Annotated in this window: 19 protein-coding genes and 1 tRNA gene; 8 read left to right on the top strand and 12 right to left on the bottom strand. The window is 57.3% G+C overall.

Features of this window, described 5'->3' with window-relative positions; all coding sequences use genetic code 11:
• Positions 1-24: 24 nt before the first annotated feature.
• Entirely contained in the window at positions 25-1011 is a 987-nt protein-coding gene (gene cobS / locus ACR0NF_RS19965; RefSeq protein WP_480470607.1) for a cobaltochelatase subunit CobS, read from the bottom strand.
• A gap of 288 nt (positions 1012-1299) precedes the next feature.
• On the opposite strand from cobS, the gene ACR0NF_RS19960 reads away from it, so the two are divergent.
• Complete coding sequence (locus ACR0NF_RS19960) at positions 1300-2157, top strand: NAD(P)-dependent oxidoreductase (protein WP_480470606.1); 858 nt, start codon at positions 1300-1302, stop codon at positions 2155-2157.
• A 115-nt stretch (positions 2158-2272) separates the two neighbouring features.
• Here ACR0NF_RS19960 and ACR0NF_RS19955 read toward each other — a convergent pair whose 3' ends face one another.
• The gene (locus ACR0NF_RS19955) at positions 2273-2896 is read right to left on the bottom strand and encodes a DnaJ domain-containing protein (protein ID WP_170716335.1); all 624 of its coding nucleotides are present in this window, start codon (positions 2894-2896) and stop codon (positions 2273-2275) included.
• A 107-nt stretch (positions 2897-3003) separates the two neighbouring features.
• Here ACR0NF_RS19955 and ACR0NF_RS19950 point away from each other — a divergent pair, with 107 nt between their 5' ends.
• Positions 3004-3258, top strand: a complete 255-nt coding sequence (locus tag ACR0NF_RS19950) for a BolA family protein (protein WP_480470605.1) — start codon at positions 3004-3006, stop codon at positions 3256-3258.
• Between the two features lie 192 nt (positions 3259-3450).
• On the opposite strand, the gene ACR0NF_RS19945 is transcribed toward ACR0NF_RS19950, so the two are convergent.
• The 5 genes from ACR0NF_RS19945 to ACR0NF_RS19925 form a co-directional block, all read right to left on the bottom strand.
• Positions 3451-3969: an N-acetyltransferase family protein gene (locus ACR0NF_RS19945; protein WP_480470604.1), complete on the bottom strand. Its 519-nt coding sequence runs from the start codon at positions 3967-3969 to the stop codon at positions 3451-3453.
• A complete protein-coding gene (locus ACR0NF_RS19940; protein ID WP_480470603.1) occupies positions 3966-4520 on the bottom strand; it encodes a helix-turn-helix domain-containing protein in 555 nt (184 codons plus the stop codon). The genes ACR0NF_RS19945 and ACR0NF_RS19940 overlap by 4 nt, the downstream gene beginning before the upstream one ends.
• A 119-nt stretch (positions 4521-4639) precedes the next feature.
• Positions 4640-5656: an extracellular solute-binding protein gene (locus ACR0NF_RS19935; RefSeq protein WP_480470602.1), complete on the bottom strand. Its 1017-nt coding sequence runs from the start codon at positions 5654-5656 to the stop codon at positions 4640-4642.
• 298 nt (positions 5657-5954) lie between these two features.
• Positions 5955-6080 (bottom strand): type B 50S ribosomal protein L36, encoded by a 126-nt coding sequence (gene ykgO, locus ACR0NF_RS19930; RefSeq protein ID WP_005648635.1) that lies wholly within the window; start codon positions 6078-6080, stop codon positions 5955-5957.
• A 90-nt stretch (positions 6081-6170) separates the two neighbouring features.
• Positions 6171-6245: transfer RNA gene (locus ACR0NF_RS19925), tRNA-Val, on the bottom strand.
• A 149-nt stretch (positions 6246-6394) separates the two neighbouring features.
• Between ACR0NF_RS19925 and ACR0NF_RS19920 the strand changes: the two genes are divergently transcribed.
• Complete coding sequence (locus tag ACR0NF_RS19920; protein ID WP_480470601.1) at positions 6395-7267, top strand: N-formylglutamate amidohydrolase; 873 nt, start codon at positions 6395-6397, stop codon at positions 7265-7267.
• A gap of 1 nt (position 7268) precedes the next feature.
• Here the strand turns inward: ACR0NF_RS19920 and ACR0NF_RS19915 are convergent, their stop codons facing one another.
• Together ACR0NF_RS19915 and pyrF are read right to left on the bottom strand one after the other, a co-directional pair.
• Positions 7269-8522, bottom strand: a complete 1254-nt coding sequence (locus ACR0NF_RS19915; RefSeq protein ID WP_480470600.1) for a DNA polymerase IV — start codon at positions 8520-8522, stop codon at positions 7269-7271.
• Positions 8523-8880: 358 nt separating this feature from the next.
• Positions 8881-9585, bottom strand: coding sequence for an orotidine-5'-phosphate decarboxylase (pyrF, locus tag ACR0NF_RS19910; protein WP_480778830.1), 705 nt, complete (start codon positions 9583-9585; stop codon positions 8881-8883).
• A gap of 141 nt (positions 9586-9726) precedes the next feature.
• On the opposite strand from pyrF, the gene ACR0NF_RS19905 reads away from it, so the two are divergent.
• A complete protein-coding gene (locus ACR0NF_RS19905; protein WP_480778829.1) occupies positions 9727-10047 on the top strand; it encodes a hypothetical protein in 321 nt (106 codons plus the stop codon).
• On the opposite strand, the gene ACR0NF_RS19900 is transcribed toward ACR0NF_RS19905, so the two are convergent.
• A complete protein-coding gene (locus ACR0NF_RS19900; protein WP_480470597.1) occupies positions 10026-10601 on the bottom strand; it encodes an isopropylmalate isomerase in 576 nt (191 codons plus the stop codon). The genes ACR0NF_RS19905 and ACR0NF_RS19900 overlap by 22 nt on opposite strands.
• A 205-nt stretch (positions 10602-10806) precedes the next feature.
• Between ACR0NF_RS19900 and clpB the strand changes: the two genes are divergently transcribed.
• Positions 10807-13425 (top strand): ATP-dependent chaperone ClpB, encoded by a 2619-nt coding sequence (gene clpB / locus ACR0NF_RS19895; protein ID WP_480668099.1) that lies wholly within the window; start codon positions 10807-10809, stop codon positions 13423-13425.
• A gap of 51 nt (positions 13426-13476) precedes the next feature.
• Here clpB and ACR0NF_RS19890 read toward each other — a convergent pair whose 3' ends face one another.
• Together ACR0NF_RS19890 and ACR0NF_RS19885 are read right to left on the bottom strand one after the other, a co-directional pair.
• On the bottom strand, positions 13477-13818 hold the full coding sequence (locus ACR0NF_RS19890) for a cupredoxin domain-containing protein (RefSeq protein WP_480470595.1): 342 nt from the start codon (positions 13816-13818) through the stop codon (positions 13477-13479).
• Positions 13818-14342 (bottom strand): DUF4142 domain-containing protein, encoded by a 525-nt coding sequence (locus ACR0NF_RS19885; RefSeq protein WP_480470594.1) that lies wholly within the window; start codon positions 14340-14342, stop codon positions 13818-13820. The genes ACR0NF_RS19890 and ACR0NF_RS19885 overlap by 1 nt, the downstream gene beginning before the upstream one ends.
• A gap of 337 nt (positions 14343-14679) precedes the next feature.
• Here ACR0NF_RS19885 and msrP point away from each other — a divergent pair, with 337 nt between their 5' ends.
• The 3 genes from msrP to ACR0NF_RS19870 form a co-directional block, all read left to right on the top strand.
• Positions 14680-15582 carry a protein-methionine-sulfoxide reductase catalytic subunit MsrP gene (msrP, locus tag ACR0NF_RS19880; protein WP_480470593.1) on the top strand — a complete coding sequence of 301 codons (903 nt, stop codon included), beginning with the start codon at positions 14680-14682 and terminating at the stop codon, positions 15580-15582.
• 4 nt (positions 15583-15586) lie between these two features.
• Positions 15587-16201, top strand: coding sequence for a protein-methionine-sulfoxide reductase heme-binding subunit MsrQ (gene msrQ, locus ACR0NF_RS19875; protein ID WP_480470592.1), 615 nt, complete (start codon positions 15587-15589; stop codon positions 16199-16201).
• Between the two features lie 111 nt (positions 16202-16312).
• On the top strand, positions 16313-16506 hold a 194-nt coding region (locus ACR0NF_RS19870; RefSeq protein WP_480778828.1), incomplete at its 3' end, for a hypothetical protein.

The following is a 16506-nucleotide window of genomic DNA, read 5'->3' as shown; positions in this document are numbered from 1 at the left end:
CCGGCAAGGGCACAATTCAGGTCCTTAGCCCAAGCTCGCAGAGGCGGCGCTTTCAGGCAACTCCTCGTCAAAACAGCGCTGATAGAACTCGGCCACTGTCTGGCGCTCAAGCTCATCGCATTTGTTCAGGAAAGACAGACGGAAGGCGTAGCCTACATCGCGGAAGATTTCGGCATTCTGGGCCCAGTTGATCACGGTCCGCGGGCTCATCACAGTCGACAGATCACCGTTCATGAAAGCTGTCCGGGTTAGGTCAGCGACCGTCACCATCTGGCTGACGGTCTTGCGGCCTTTCTCGGTGTTGTAGTGAGGAGCCTTGGATAGCACGATCATCGTCTCGGCATCATGGCTGAGATAGTTCAGCGTCGAGACCAGCGACCAGCGGTCCATCTGCGCCTGGTTGATCTGCTGTGTACCGTGATAGAGGCCAGTGGTATCACCCAGACCCACGGTGTTGGCGGTCGCAAACAGGCGGAAGTTGGGGTTCGGCGTAATAATCTCGTTCTGGTCAAGCAGGGTCAGCTTGCCGTCATGCTCCAGCACGCGCTGGATGACAAACATCACATCCGCCCGACCCGCATCATATTCGTCGAACACGATGGCAACCGGGTTGCGCAGCGCCCAGGGCAAGATGCCTTCATGGAATTCGGTGACCTGTTTGCCGTCACGCAGTTTGATCGCGTCCTTGCCGATCAGGTCGATCCGGCTGATGTGGCTGTCCAGGTTCACGCGAACGGCGGGCCAGTTCAGACGCGCCGCAACCTGTTCGATATGGGTCGACTTCCCGGTGCCGTGATAGCCCTGGATCATCACCCGACGATTGTGAGCAAAGCCCGCCAAAATCGCGAGTGTGGTCTCTGGGTCGAACTTATAGGTATGGTCGATCACCGGTACCCGGTCACTGCGCTCGGCAAAGCCCTTGACTGCCATATCGCTGTCAATGCCGAACACCTCACGGACCGAGATATCCTCGGTAGGTTTTGCGTTGATGTCGATCGATCCGTCAGCCATGCGCCTTGTCCTTATCCTATGGCCCGCTCACCGGGTTTGAACCCGTGTGTGGTGCAACATATTGCAAGCAAGGGCAAGGGAAAGCCGCGCCTGTCAAAAGCTGAGGGGATTTTTCTTTGAAACTGGCCTTATCGGAGTTGATGGAGCGTCAACGCAGGCGGCGCTTAGCGCACTCTGAGCGTTTGGTATCGCTGACGCCCGTAGGCGCGACGGGGCTGACCTTGGCCGACGTGCCCGTTGCCAATACTATCAACCTGTCCATAACGCCATTTTCCTAGAGGTTTTGTCATGAGCAAAGTTAGGGTTATTGGGTTAGGGATGATGGGTTCGGCGATAGCCAAGACCTATCGGAAGTCAGGTATTTCCCTCACTGTTTGGAACCGTTCAATCGAAAAAGCCACGGCGCTTGAAGGTGAAAACGTCGCCGTCGCTCAATCTATCTCTAACGCCGTAGCCGCAAGCCCCACAACGATCATATGCGTGGATGATCCCACGTCTATTTTTTCTCTTTTTGGAGACAGCCGTGTGCAACCGCTGCTCGATAATCGGACGATAGTCCAGCTCAGCACGTGTCTGCCGAAACAGGCCAGAGAGGCCAGAGATTGGTTGGCAGAAAAAAACGCGGACTATTTGGATGGAGAAATTCACTGCGGCCCCCAAAACATAGGAACCAAAGATGGCAGGATACTTATCTCTGGCTCGTCGACCACATTTGAACAAGTTGCATCACTCTTTGACTGCCTGGGCGAAAGAATAGACTTCCTTGGGGACGACATAGCAGCGGCGTCCACACTTGATCTGGCCTGGTTATCAACCCGTTTCGGTGAGTTTGCCGGAATGCTTCACGCTGCAAACGTTTGCCGTGCAGAGGGGATCGAACTTCAGAAATTTATCTCGATGTTCCCAGATAACCCAAGAATTCAGCATCATGTCGGAACAATACGCGATGGTACATATGACCAACGAACCGCCATGCTTTCAGTTTGGCAGGGCTCACTTGAATTGCTGAGGCGGCAATCACTTGACGCTGGTATGAACTCGGAGTTTCCGGACTACTTCGGCAGGTTATTCGAGAAAGCAATCGAAGCCGGCTATGGGGAAGAGCATGTTATGGCGCTTTTCAAAGCCTTGCAGAAAGACAGGTGATCAGAACGAGCCTCTCAGGGCTCAAAACCGCCCAATGCACCTTGCGGCACACAGTTTTCATGAAAACACCAGCTCACTACTCTACCGCTAATAAAGGGCCGCCAAAAGGCCGACCCTACTTGAAGCTGCGGCTGTCCTTGATCTGATCCCAGGCCCAGACGACCTCTTGCAGCTGTTCTTCCTGCGACCGGTCGCCGCCGTTCATGTCCGGGTGCAGCACCTTGATCAGCTTCTTGTAGGCTTTGCGGATCTCGGCCTTCGACCAGCTGTCCTGCGCCTCCAGAATTTCAATCGCCCGGCGCTCGGTCGGGGGCAAGCGGCGACCGCCGGAATTGGCGCGACCGGGGTTCTTCGTGGCGTTCTCACCCAGTACTTGATGCGGGTCTTCGATGCCCAGGCGTGCCCAGGCGCGGGCCTCTGGGTCGCCCATGGGTTTGGTCTCACGCTCCCAGACCTTGTCCTTGGAACGCTGCGCGTTCAGCTCGGCCTCGGTGGTGCCGTCGAAGAAATTCCATTTCTGGTTATATTCGCGCACGTGCTGCTGGCAGAACCAGAAGAAGTCGTCCAGCACATCCGGCGCTTTGGGCGCGCGGAACTTGCCTGCCTCCTCACAGCCCTCATGATCGCAAATACGCGTCGAGGTCTCGGACGCGCCCGACATGCCCCGACGCCCGCGCGGCTTCTTTTTCTTCGCGCTGGACACGGACATATCGAATCCGAAGGGATCTGACTTCACCATCTGCTCAACCTCACGAACGCATCTTTTCGACTCGGAGGCAGCAGTTTAATCTAAGCAGCCGAAAGTAGAAGAGGGGGACGGCAATTAATTTGCCGATGAGCATAAAAATGAGCGTGACCGACGAAATCCGTGACCGCCTGCAGGCAGCATTTGATCCGCGTGAGCTGGACGTTGTAGACGACAGCGAAAGCCATCGCGGTCACGCAGGGTACCAAGAGGGCGGAGAAAGCCATTTCAACGTCCGTATCCGGGCGGAAGCTTTTCAGGGGCAATCCCGTGTTGCGCGCCATCGCGCGGTGCACAAAGCGCTGGGCGATATCGTGCCACGCATTCATGCGCTGGCGCTTGATATCGACGGCTAAGTTGCTTTCGATCTGCGCGATCAGTTTACTGGATAAGGCGCGTGGGAGATATAATCGTAAGTGGCCGGATGACCGACGTGTACGTTGCGCGGTTGCGAAAAAGATTGAACCTGCTCCTTCGGCCCCAACATTCATCAAGGCCGTGTAGGGGATTGGATATTGCTTTGCCGCCAATACACGCAAAACCGGCAGTTATGTCAGTTGCTTATACATATAGGTGGTCGGCTCCAACCGATCCTCGAAGGGGTTGCGGCAATAGTTCGGAATCTCTCCGGCAATATGAAAGCCCTGCGATTGGTAGAGCAGACGCGAAGGGTCGCTGCTGCGGGTATCCAGCACCAGCGTCGTTCGCCCTAAATCGCGCGCCCGGTCCTCTAATGCTTCCATCAGTGCCCGACCTAATCCGCGTCGGCGGGCCTGAGGGTGGACCAATAGCTTGGCGACATCAGCGCGATGCGGCTGGTTTGGCATGGAGGCGGGGATCAGCTGCACTGTTCCAAGTATGCCACCCCCATCATGAGCGACGAATAAATCTAACGCTTCGATCTGCAAATCCGGCCTTACCCGACCCAGCCAGTAGCTGCGGGCATCCTCCTTTGAGAATGGCAGGATAAAGCCTATGCTGGCGCCAGTGTGGACGCAGCTATGAAGGATATCCGTCAGATCCTCGAGCGCTTCGTCAAAATAGGCAGCAGTTAATCGTGTGATCATATCAGTACCAACAGATAACGCGCGCCGCGTGCAGGCCCGGTTTGGAACCGTGTTGCTCCGGATAAATGATAGCGTAGACAATCCCCGTCATTGAGCATGTGATCGACGCCATCGACCGTGAGCGTCAGTTCCCCGTCCCGCATGATCAGGTGATGCTCCTGCCCGGGCTTTGGGGGGGTGTCATAGCTGATTACAGTGTTTGGGGGCAGCTGACCTTCCATGACTTCGCCGCTCAACCCGGCAGCGGGTGGTGAGACGGACCGGCGAGTGAAACCGGTCTCGGGATCGCGCCATTCGGGTTGGCGCTCAAGGGGGATGCGAGGGTCGAAACTGTCTTCGACCATCATCAGCAGGCGCGACATGGGCAAGCCATAGGCGGCACACAATCGGCCCAGCGTTTCCGCCGTCGGGCTGACATCCCCCTTTTCCATCCGAGACAGCGTCGCGCGGCTTATGCCGCTATGTTCGGCAAGCTGGTCAAGCGACCAGCCGCGTCCCTGGCGCAGCTCTTTCAGCCTTGTAGCGAGCCGGAAGGAGAGTTCATCTAGCATTGTTCAAATACGAGAATCATGTTCATATTTGGGATTGTTGGCTAACAGATATCATGAACACAATAAAAAAGAGCGCAGAAGGCGCTACGCTCTTTCAATTTCTCGGGTGAACCGAAGGCTTACTTCCAGCCAACTTCATTGAAAATTTTCTGCGCCTCAGGGATGTTCTTGGCCACTTCAGACAGGTTTACTTCATCCGCCTTGAAATCGCCCAACGAGGCCACGTTCTCGGCCAGGGCCACGCCTTTAACCGCCGGGAATTCGTCGTTGCCGTTCGAGAAGTAGACCTGAGCCTGGTCGCTGGCCAGATACTCAAGGAACTTGATCGCGTTTTCCTTGTTCGGAGCGTTCGCCGCAACCCCTGCGCCCGACAAGTTCATGTGTGCACCCTCGGCATCCTGTGCCGGAAATTGCACGCCAATCATGTCCATATCAGCGCTCAGACCTTTGACGTCCCTGCGGATAGCGCGCGCAAAGTAGTAGGAATTCGAAACGGCAATCTCGCATTCACCGGATACGATGCCGCGCAGTTGGTCAGTATCACCGCCCTGAGGTTCACGCGCCATGTTGGCGACGACGCCTTCAGCCCAGGTTTTTGCGGCCTCAGCACCGTGGTTGGTGATGATCGCAGCCAGCAGGGTCTGGTTATAGGTGTTGCTGGAAGAGCGGATGCAGACCAGGCCTTTGTATTCAGGCTTGGCCAGATCCAGATAGCTTGCGGGTGGATTGGCGACCTCATTCTTGTCAAAGAAGATGATCCGGGCGCGCTGCGAGAAGCCATACCATTGGTTATCTTCGTCCTGCAGGTTGGCCGGAATACGCTCTTCCAGAATGGCGCTGTCGATCGTCTGCAGTAGGTCGGCATTCTTGGCGCGCGCCAGACGCGAGGTATCGACGGTCAGCAGGATGTCGGCGGGCGAGTTTGCGCCTTCAGCCTCCATGCGCGCGATCAACTCATCGGCCTTGCCTTCGATGCGGTTGATGGTGATGCCGGTTGCTTCTTCGAAATCGGAATACAGCCTCTCATCCGTATCATAGTGACGCGACGAATAGAGGTTCAGTTCGCCTTCGGCGACAGCAGATGTCGCAATCAGTGCCGTTAGGGCGGTGGCGATACAGGTGGAAGATTTCAGCATGATGTGTCCCAACATTAGAATACGCTGCGGGTTATAACCCGACTGATTTGGTCAATTAAACGATTCTGAGCGGGATGCAAGGAATTCCGACAAAATTGGTCGGTCAAATGGTCACGCCATATTTTTATGTTTCGGGGCTGAGGTCAGGTGCTTGGGCATTGGGCCACCTATTACCTTGCTGGCCAGAGCCGAATGGATTGATGGCATTCGCGTGGTCTGCCATTTCGCATCGCTGGTACAGGCACAAAAAAAAACCGCGCCCGAAGGCGCGGCTTTTTCTATTCGGAATGTGCAGTTCTTAGCCCTGGCGAGCTTTGAACTTGCGCTGCGTCTTGTTGATCACGTAGACGCGGCCTTTGCGACGCACAACCCGGCAGTCACGGTGCCGGTTCTTGAGCGAGCGGAGCGAGTTCTTGACCTTCATGGGTCTGTCTCCAATCTGCGGCGCCTTCATCAAAGACGTGGCCAGCGCCTGGGTTAGTCGGGTGCCCCGGAAGCCCGGAACAGTGAATCATGGTGGGCGGTACAAGGATCGAACTTGTGACCCCTTCGATGTCAACGAAGTGCTCTACCGCTGAGCTAACCGCCCATGAAACCGTCGCGTGACCTACCCCATAACGAAATGGGGCGCGGAACCCCGCGCCGGTAGCGGGGTCTATAAAAGGAGTCGTTGGGGGGATCAAGGGGTTTGGAAGAACTATTTTCCGGTCTATGTTCAATGCGAATAACGGAGAGCCCATGACCAAACCTTCGTCCAATGCCGCCTACCTACTGGATATGCCCGCCAAGCGCACGTCTTGCGTGGTATTTGCCTCTCCGCATAGCGGCAGGACCTATCCGGGCTCGCTTTTGAAGCGGTCGGTGCTGAACCGGCATGCGATTCGGTCGTCCGAAGATGCTTATGTCGATCAACTGTTCGATTCTGCCGCCACCTTTGGTGCGCCTTTGCTGGCTGCAGCTATGCCGCGCGCATATCTCGACTTGAACCGCAGCGCGGATGAGCTGGACCCTGCCTTGATCCAAGGCGCCCGCCGCCATGGGCATAACCCTCGCGTCGCTTCGGGGCTGGGCGTGATTCCGCGCGTCGTGGCGAACGGGCGCGCGATCTACAATGGCAAGCTGACGATGGACGAGGCGCGGCTGCGCATCGATACCTATTGGCGGCCTTACCACCAGCGCCTCAAGTCACTTCTGGCCGAATCGCATGCGACCTTCGGGCAGGCGATCCTGATCGATTGCCACTCGATGCCACATGAGGCGGTCGCCATGGCCAACAGCGGACGCAGTTCGCGGCCCGAGATTGTGTTGGGGGATCGGTTCGGAGCCTCTGCCTCGGGCGTGATCGTGGATCAGATCGAAGCGGCCTTTGCCTCGGTCGGGCTGAATGTGGTGCGCAATACGCCCTTCGCGGGGGCCTATGTCACCCAGACCTATGGCCGCCCGGCGCGTCATCAACACGCCATTCAGATCGAGATCGACCGGTCGCTCTATATGAATGAAGGCACGATCCAGCCCAATGGTAATTTCCAGGCCTTCCGCGACCTGTTGCGGCAGGTGACGGCGGATATTGCTGCCATCGGATCTGAAACACAACAGCTGGCGGCCGAATAGGCTAACGCAGCGCGCGCCCCTTCACGATCGCATCCGTTCCGAACCGTCGCCGGATTTCATCGGTGGCCCGTTCGGCCTGCGAGCGTTGTGCCGCACCGGGGTCCAGCAAATCACCCGAGATATCCGCCTGATCCTCTGGGCACAGATCGGACAGGCCACATCCCAACAGGCGATAGGGCCCCTGATCACCCACCTGATCAAAAAGGTTGCGCGCAATACGATAGATTCGGTCTGCGATCTGGGTCGCATCGCGCAGAGAGACCCTCCGCGTTATGATCTTGTGATTGGCCTGTTTCAGCTTGAGCGTCACCACTCGCCCGGCCAGCCCTCTGGCCTTGGCCCGGTCGGCTACCTTCTCGGACATGCGCCAGATATGCCCGTCCAGAATGTCCGTGCTAGCGGTATCCTCGAAAAACGTAGTCTCGTTGCTGATCGACTTCATCGGTGTATGTGCCGAGACCCGACGTTTGTCCTGCCCTCGGGCGAGATGCCACAGACGATATCCCATTGATCCAAACCGCGCCGTCAACGCCTCCTGATCCCAGCGCAACAGGTCGCTGAAGGTGCGAATACCCGCCCGTTCCAGCGTCTCCTGCGCCGCCGGGCCAATGCCCCAGATCAGGCGCACGGGTCGGTCATGCAGGAACTCGGCAGTCTCTGCCTTGCCGATCACCGAAAACCCGCGCGGCTTGTCGAGGTCCGAGGCCACCTTGGCCAGAAATTTGTTATGACTCAGCCCGATCGAGCCGGTCAGTCCCTGTTCGTCCTTCATCCGCTTGACGAGCCGGGCGAGCATCACAGCAGGCGGCGCGCCATGCAGCCGCGCGGTACCGGAGAGATCCATAAAGGCTTCATCCAGCGATAGGGGTTCCACATCCGGCGTCAGATCGTCCATCATCGCCCGAATTTCGCGTGAGACGCTGGCATAAAGCGACATGCGAGGTTTAATCACCACCGCATCAGGGCAGAGCGTCAGCGCCTTGAACATCGGCATGGCCGAGCGTACGCCGCGAATGCGGGCCACGTAACAGGCGGTGGAGACCACGCCGCGCTTACCGCCACCGATGATCACCGGCTTGTCCGCCAGATCGGGATTTTCACGTTTCTCGACCGAGGCATAAAATGCATCGCAATCCATATGCGCGATGGTCAGGTCAAACAGTTCGGGATGGGATTTCACACGCGGGCTGCCGCAGGACGGACAGCGCCGCTCGTCGGTCAGTGTGGTCAGGCAATCTCGGCAAAGACCGGGCATTCGGTTTCCCGTTTTTCACGCGGTTCAGGTCAGGACCAGTCTTATAACAGCACAGGTCCCGGTTCAAAGGATTGGGTCGGGGTGGGGGAGTGTCTACTGACAAGAAAACCCCCCGCGGTAGCGGGGGGAGAAGGTAACGGACCTCAGGAAGTCACAGTCCGTTGGGGAGTGTCTTGCATTTAGAATCGCTTAAAACTGCTGTTTTCGATAGCTGTAAGCGTCGGATCGAAAAACTCGCATATTTGATGTGTGTTTTCGGGCACAGGGGCGATTTGGCGCAGAAAGGGTAAAAATTGACCTAAGGTCAACTGGTTGCCTGCAGTTGCTATCGTAAATGCCGGGCGATTCCGTGCGGAATTCAATGCCGCGTCAAAGAATTTAACTCGTTCAGAACAGCTTCTGCTGCCGCTTTGGGATCGTCGGCCTGATAGATCGGTCTTCCGACGACGATATGATCCGCACCATCTCCGATTGCACTCGCTGGGGTCGCCACACGTTTCTGATCGCCCAGAACAGCGCCCGCAGGCCGAACGCCTGGAGTGACGATCAAGCGGCCGTCCGCCTGGGGCAGGGCGCGGATCAAGGCGGCCTCTTGCGGGCTGGCAATGACGCCGTCGGCCCCGGCCTCCAGCGCGCGTGCGGCGCGCTCGACGACCAGTTCTTGCACATCACCGGCCTTCAGCAGGCTGGCATCCAGATCGTCACGGTTCAATGAGGTCAGAATGGTCACAGCCAAAATCTTCAGGTCTTTGCCCGAGGCGCCTTCTTTGGCCGCCCGCACCACATGCGGATCGCCATGCACGGTCAGGAAATCCAGATCAAACTGTGCCAATCCGCGTACTGCGTTCTCAACCGTATTGCCGATATCGAACAGTTTCATGTCCAGGAAAATACGCTTTCCGTGATCCTGCTTCAGCTCATTGGCCAGCGCCAGCCCGCCACCTGTCAGCATACCCAACCCGATTTTGTAGAAGGACACGGCGTCCCCCAGCCGTTCGGCCATGGCCAGTCCCTGCAAAGCGTTAGGAACATCAAGGGCAACGATCAGGCGGTCATCGGACATAGGTGGGCTCCTTTTTGGCAAACTTCTGCGTCGTAACGGGTTCGGGGCGTTCTGTCCATGCAGGAAGGTTGGGTGACGCAGTTCACGCATAAATTTCCTTGCTGTGCTATGTTGCGGCAATTCAAAGCAAGGGACAGAATGATGCAGAAGATAGTAGCGATTGGCGCAGCGCTGATGCTGGCCGCCTGTGATGACACCCCGCAAAACGATCCTTCAGATACCGGCGTGGCCGCGGCTCCGACCAATGACAACCTTCCCCTGGTGGGCGGCTATCGGTCCGAGGATGACTGGTGCCAGCTCACAGGAGAAAGCCCCTTTACCGGCGAGTTTCTGGATCACACCGCGGATCTGGTTTCATGCCCCACAGGCAGTAGTGCCGAGCAATCGCTGCTTGAGATGTATAATGCCCAGAAGATGGCGGAAACGGGCGGTTACTCCGTCTATTCAATCCCGCGGGGTTGACGGCGTCTTGCCACCCAATAGGCATTGAGGGCGATCAGGCCGATACCTGACAGCTCCAACAGCCAATTGACACGGATGAACAGGAAGTCTGCGTTCAGCAGGGCGTCGAATTTGTGAAACCCTGCTGCGCGGATCAACACGAAACAGATCAGGGCAATGAACCCTATCAGGGCCACGCCGACCTGGCGCAGATGCTTGCGGAGAAACCAAAGGCTGACCAGCGCGCCCCAGAAACCGCAGAAGATCACCGCCAGTATAAAGCCGACCTGGACCGAGCGGCGATCCTGATACCAGCCCTGCATGTGTGAGAGGCAGCGGGCGCTGGCGGTCAGAGCGGATTGCAGGTCAAGCTGCTTGTTGATCATCAGGGCGAACAACAGCAAAGACAGAAGCAGCCAGAACCATCGAACGCTGGGGCTGCATGCCGCGCGCAGGCATAAAAGAGCGGTGACGCCATAAACCGCAACTGTCAGCCATCCGACCGGGCTCGGGTCGCCGATAACGGTTGACCAATGTTCTGCAATGCAGTTGCCGAGGTCGTTGAGTGAAATCATCGCGAGGTGTTCCCAAAACCGGTTCGGTATCATTGGTTTGTGGCAAATCCCCATGGTTTTGCAAGCGCAGAAAGTTGACTGTGTTATTGTAGGGAAACGGTCTTGAATACACGCCAATATTTCCCAAATTGAATGTGAGGCCCAGACCGACGCGTGCCGCCAAGCGGGCGCAACACTTTCGGGCGCTTATAAAAAGGAGAATAACATGGACTTGAACAAGTTCACCGAGCGGGCACGGGGTTTCGTGCAGGCGGCGCAGACCATTGCGCTGCGCGAGGGGCACCAGAGGCTGGAACCCACACATATTCTTAAAGCACTGATGGATGACGATCAGGGGCTGGCGAGCAATCTGATCACCCGCGCAGGCGGCGCGCCGAACCGTGTGGTTGAGGCTCTGGATGCTGCGATGGGCAAGATCCCGAAGGTCAGCGGTGACGCAAGCCAGATTTATATGGATGGTCAGACCGCCAAGGTTTTGGACGAGGCCACTAAGATCGCCACCAAGGCGGGTGATAGCTTTGTTCCGGTCGAACGCGTGTTGATGGCGCTATGTATGGTGAAATCCAAAGCCAAAGAGGCCTTAGAGGCCGGTGCCGTATCCGCCCAGAAGCTGAACGAGGCGATCAATGACATCCGTAAAGGTCGCACCGCTGACACCGCGTCGGCGGAAGAGGGCTATGATGCGCTCAAGAAATACGCGCGCGATCTGACCGAGGCTGCGGCTGAGGGCAAAATTGACCCGATCATCGGGCGGGATGAGGAAATCCGCCGCTCGATGCAGGTGCTGTCGCGCCGCACCAAAAACAACCCGGTTCTAATCGGGGAGCCCGGCGTCGGTAAAACCGCGATTGCCGAGGGTATGGCCCTACGCATCGTCAACGGCGACGTGCCGGAATCGCTGAAGGACAAAAAGCTGCTGGCGCTCGATATGGGTGCGCTCATCGCCGGTGCGAAATATCGCGGTGAGTTCGAAGAACGCCTCAAGGCCGTTCTGACCGAGGTCACTGAGGCCGCTGGCGAGATCATTCTGTTCATCGACGAGATGCACACTCTGGTCGGGGCGGGGAAGTCTGACGGCGCGATGGATGCCGCAAACCTGATCAAGCCTGCGCTTGCCCGGGGTGAGTTGCATTGTATCGGTGCGACCACGCTGGATGAGTACCGCAAATACGTCGAAAAAGACGCGGCCCTTGCGCGTCGGTTCCAGCCTGTGATGGTCACCGAACCGACGGTAGAGGACACGATCAGCATCCTGCGCGGCATCAAGGAAAAGTACGAGTTGCACCACGGCGTGCGCATTTCGGACTCGGCGCTGGTATCGGCGGCGACTCTGTCGCATCGCTATATCACCGACCGGTTCCTGCCCGACAAAGCCATCGATTTGGTCGATGAGGCGGCGTCGCGTCTGCGGATGGAGGTGGATTCCAAGCCCGAAGAGCTGGATCAGCTGGATCGTCAGATCCTGCAGATGCAGATCGAGGAAGAGGCGCTGAAGCTTGAGGACGACGCGGCCTCGAAGGATCGTCTGGAAACCTTGCAAAAGGATCTGGCTGATCTGCAGGAGAAATCCGCCGAGATGACCGCCCAGTGGCAGGCCGAACGCGACAAGCTGGCCGGTGCCCGTGATCTGAAAGAACAGCTCGACAAAGCGCGGGCCGATCTGGAGATCGCCAAGCGTGAAGGCAACTTGGCTAAGGCGGGTGAGTTGTCCTATGGCGTTATCCCCGAGCTTGAGAAAAAGCTGACCGAGGCCGAGAACGCCGAAAGCAACGCCATGATGGCCGAGGAAACGGTGCGTCCGGAACAGATCGCTTCGGTGGTCGAGCGCTGGACGGGTATCCCGACTTCGAAAATGCTGGAAGGTGAGCGCGAGAAACTGTTGCGGATGGAAGATGATCTGCATTCCCGCGTGATCGGTCAGGATGCGGCCGTGACAGCCGTGGCCAACGCTGTGCGCCGTGCGCGGGCGGGCCTGAACGATGAAGGCCGCCCGTTGGGTTCGTTCCTGTTCCTTGGGCCGACGGGTGTGGGTAAGACCGAGCTGACCAAGGCTGTGGCGAACTTCCTGTTCGACGACGACAACGCGATGGTGCGCATCGACATGTCCGAGTTCATGGAAAAACACGCGGTCGCCCGTCTGATCGGTGCCCCTCCGGGCTATGTCGGTTATGACGAAGGCGGTGTGCTGACCGAGGCCGTGCGACGCAGGCCCTATCAGGTCGTGCTGTTTGACGAGGTCGAAAAGGCGCACCCGGATGTCTTCAACGTGCTGTTGCAGGTTCTGGACGACGGTGTTCTGACCGATGGTCAGGGCCGCACCGTGGATTTCAAGCAGACGCTGATCATCCTGACGTCGAACCTCGGGAGCCAAGCGCTTAGCCAACTGCCCGAAGGGGCCGACAGCGCGCAGGCGCGGCGGGATGTGATGGATGCGGTCCGGGCGCATTTCCGGCCCGAGTTCCTGAATCGTCTGGACGAGACCATCATCTTCGACCGGCTCAAGCGGGCCGATATGGATGGCATCGTCGATATCCAGATGGCACGTCTGCAGAAACGTCTAGCCGCCCGCAAGATCGAGCTGGCATTGGACGACGGAGCCAAGGAATGGTTGGCGAACGAAGGCTATGACCCGGTCTTTGGGGCCCGCCCGCTGAAACGCGTGATCCAGCGTGCGTTGCAGAACCCATTGGCCGAAGCATTGCTGGCCGGTGAGATCAAGGACGGAGAGACTGTTCCCGTGTCAGCTGGTTCTGACGGCCTGATCATCGGCGATCGGTTGGGAACGTCTGATCGTCCACGCCCGGATGATGCCGTGGTGCATTAACTGGCAGAACCTGAAAGGCCCACCGAAGTGGCGGGCCTTTTTAGGATCGGGTCAAACAACTCTGACCGTTCCCTTCATATGCGGGTGGAACGCGCAGAAATAGGTCAACACCATCCCGTCTTCGACAGTGATTTCGGCGCTCTCATTCCGCTTCAGTTCCTTTGTATCCCAACTCAGGTCGTCGGCTGAAGCAGTGTGAGGAGCGATGTCCAGATTGGTCCAGCGGATGATGTCTCCGACTCGAACCTCGATTTGCTCTGGCTCATAGGTGAAACGCTTGATCGTCACTTCATGCACTTTGGCGGCTTGCTCCGCGCGCGCCGAGAATGTCAGGGCGGTCGCTGAAACCACCGCCCCTCCAAGAAACGTGCGCCGCATGATGGTGCGTGGCATTAATTCAGCGACTCGACCATTACTTCGGCATGACCTTCATGGGCCTTGAATATCTCAAGCCCCTGTTCGAACAGCGCCTTGACCTCGGCGTTGTCGATATTGGGGATCATGGTGCCTTCGACCAGCTCGTTCACTGCCTGATGATAGGCCAGCTCATTGGCGGCATATGCCGCATCGAACTCGGCCCCGCGCAGTTGCGAAAGATTGTCGATGATCTTCTCGGCATTGGCGTTCAGTGTCTGGCTGAATGCGTTATCCTGTGCGGTAGCCCCCAGCTTATCAAGTAATCCAAGTGCGGCGGCGTTCACAGCAGTATGGTCGCGGATCATGGTATTTGCGAATTCATGGATATCGGGATTTTCCGACAGGGCCAGCGCCAGATGCGCATAACGGATATCGATATTGTCGGCGGTATAGGCGATATGGGCGTATTCCAGATCGTTCATATCCGCGATTTCCTGTGCCGAAGCCTGCGCGCTTGTCATGGCGATGGCAACGGCGAGAACGGAAACTAGTCTGTGCATTTGAGAAACTCCTCGAGAGACATTTTTTGCCCGCCCAGTATTTTCCGATCCTCTGTGCTGTCACAGACCGGAGCGTTCACAACAGGACTCAGATCGTCCGGAAAGCAGAACGAAGAAGCAGTCAGCGGATCTCTTTCAAGGTCCGTTGCTATCCAATAAGAGTTCAGGCGGTTTCAAGGGGCGCAAATCCACCGCCTCACGCCAGCGGGGGCATGTGCGCTCAATTGCCCTCTCTCTACGTTACAATCTCGTCTCTCAATCGTTACGCTTGTTTCCTTGGCACTGTGCTATGAGCAAACTACCTCGTTCCTGAGGCAGACTGTAAACGGAGACTTACATGGCGCACCGCTGGACCAATACTTTGACACATGCCGACGTCACCCCACGGGCCGCGTTTCTGAACCGGCGGCAAGTGATGGCCGGGCTGGCGGGTGTGGGGCTGGCAGGTCTGGCGCGACCGGCGGCAGCGGCTGAAACGCTTGAGCCGAACACTTGGGAAGAGGTCACCTCGTACAACAATTATTATGAATTCGGCACCCGGAAGGATGACCCGGCAAAATATGCCCACACGCTGGTGACCGAGCCCTGGAGTGTACAGATCGATGGTCTGGTCGACCGCCCCGGCGAATATGACTTTAAGGACATCATGTCCGAAATGACGGTTGAGGAGCGTATCTATCGGTTCCGCTGTGTCGAGGCGTGGTCGATGGTCATTCCATGGAACGGTTTCGAACTGGCCGATCTGCTGAACATGGCGGGTGTTCAGGAAGGCGCGAAATATGTCGCGTTCGAGACCGCCTATCGTCCGGACGAAATGCCCGGCGTCGCCTATCCGGTGCTGGAGTGGCCTTATCGCGAAGGACTGCGACTGGACGAAGCGATGCATCCGCTGACCATCATGGCCACGGGAATCTACGACAAACCGATCCCGAACCAGAATGGCGCACCCCTTCGTCTGGTTGTGCCGTGGAAGTATGGCTTCAAGTCGATCAAATCCATTGTGCGTATCACTCTGACGGACACGCAGCCTCTGACCAGCTGGAACATGGCGGGCCCGCGCGAGTATGGATTCTACAGCAACGTGAACCCAAACGTGGATCACCCGCGTTGGTCTCAGGCCTCGGAACGACAGATCGGCGGTGGCCTATTCGCCAAGCGTATCCCGACCCTGATGTTCAATGGGTATGAAGAAGACGTTGCCAGCCTTTACGAAGGTATGGATTTGGCGAAATACTACTGAGATCATGCAACGCCTCAACGATATTCTGCGTCGTATCCCTGTTTGGCTAGTGTACCTAGTGGGCGCGCTGCCTGCGCCATGGTTGTTTTATCAAGGCATGACCGGGGGTCTTGGTGTAGAACCAATTGAGGCGTTGGAGCATCGCTTCGGGGAACTTGCGTTACAGCTCTTGATTCTAGGCCTCGCGATTTCGCCATTGCGACGACTCGCCCGAATAAATCTGATGAAGTTCCGTCGTGCTATTGGCGTTCTGACATTCTCATATGTCTCGCTGCACCTCTTGGTCTGGCTGGTTCTGGATGTTCAGATCCCCAGTCAGATCTGGGCGGACATCGTTAAGCGTCCGTATATCACGGTTGGGATGGCTGCTTTTGTCCTGTTGCTGCCGCTTGCGCTCACGTCCAACAACTGGTCGGTCCGCCGTCTTGGCCCGCGATGGCGCAAGTTGCATCGTCTGGTTTATCCGGCCGCGATTCTGGGCGCGTTGCATTACGTGATGTTGGCGAAGGGCTTCCAGATCGAACCGCTGGTCTATCTCGTGATCGTTTTGGGTCTGCTGAGCCTGCGTCTGCCTGTTTCCGCTTTTCTTGTTCGGTTGCGGCAGGTCGATTCCACCTGACTCGAAGGCGAGTCTGTGGGTAACTGCGTGAATAAGTGATCTGCCGCGCGATTTGTTTACGGATGACGCCATTGATCGCGCAACTCATCTGGAGGGGCGGGAATTAACTATATGCTTTTTAATGTAAAAATAGAAATTCGAAGATTTTTTGCCGATTTTCGATTTTTCTACTTGCGGCTTCTCGGTGATATACTTAGAACGCCCTTCACCGGCGCTGCTGAGGTGGTTGTTGGGACGCTGGGAACGGCGGAGACGGGCCGGAGAGACGGTTGGACGCTCGGGAGAGACTGGGGGCATCTGAGGTT

It is taken from the genome of Ruegeria sp. CF4 (assembly GCF_056537345.1).
Note: the sequence above shows the minus strand (reverse complement) of the source record. Positions and strands in the feature narration are given on the sequence as shown.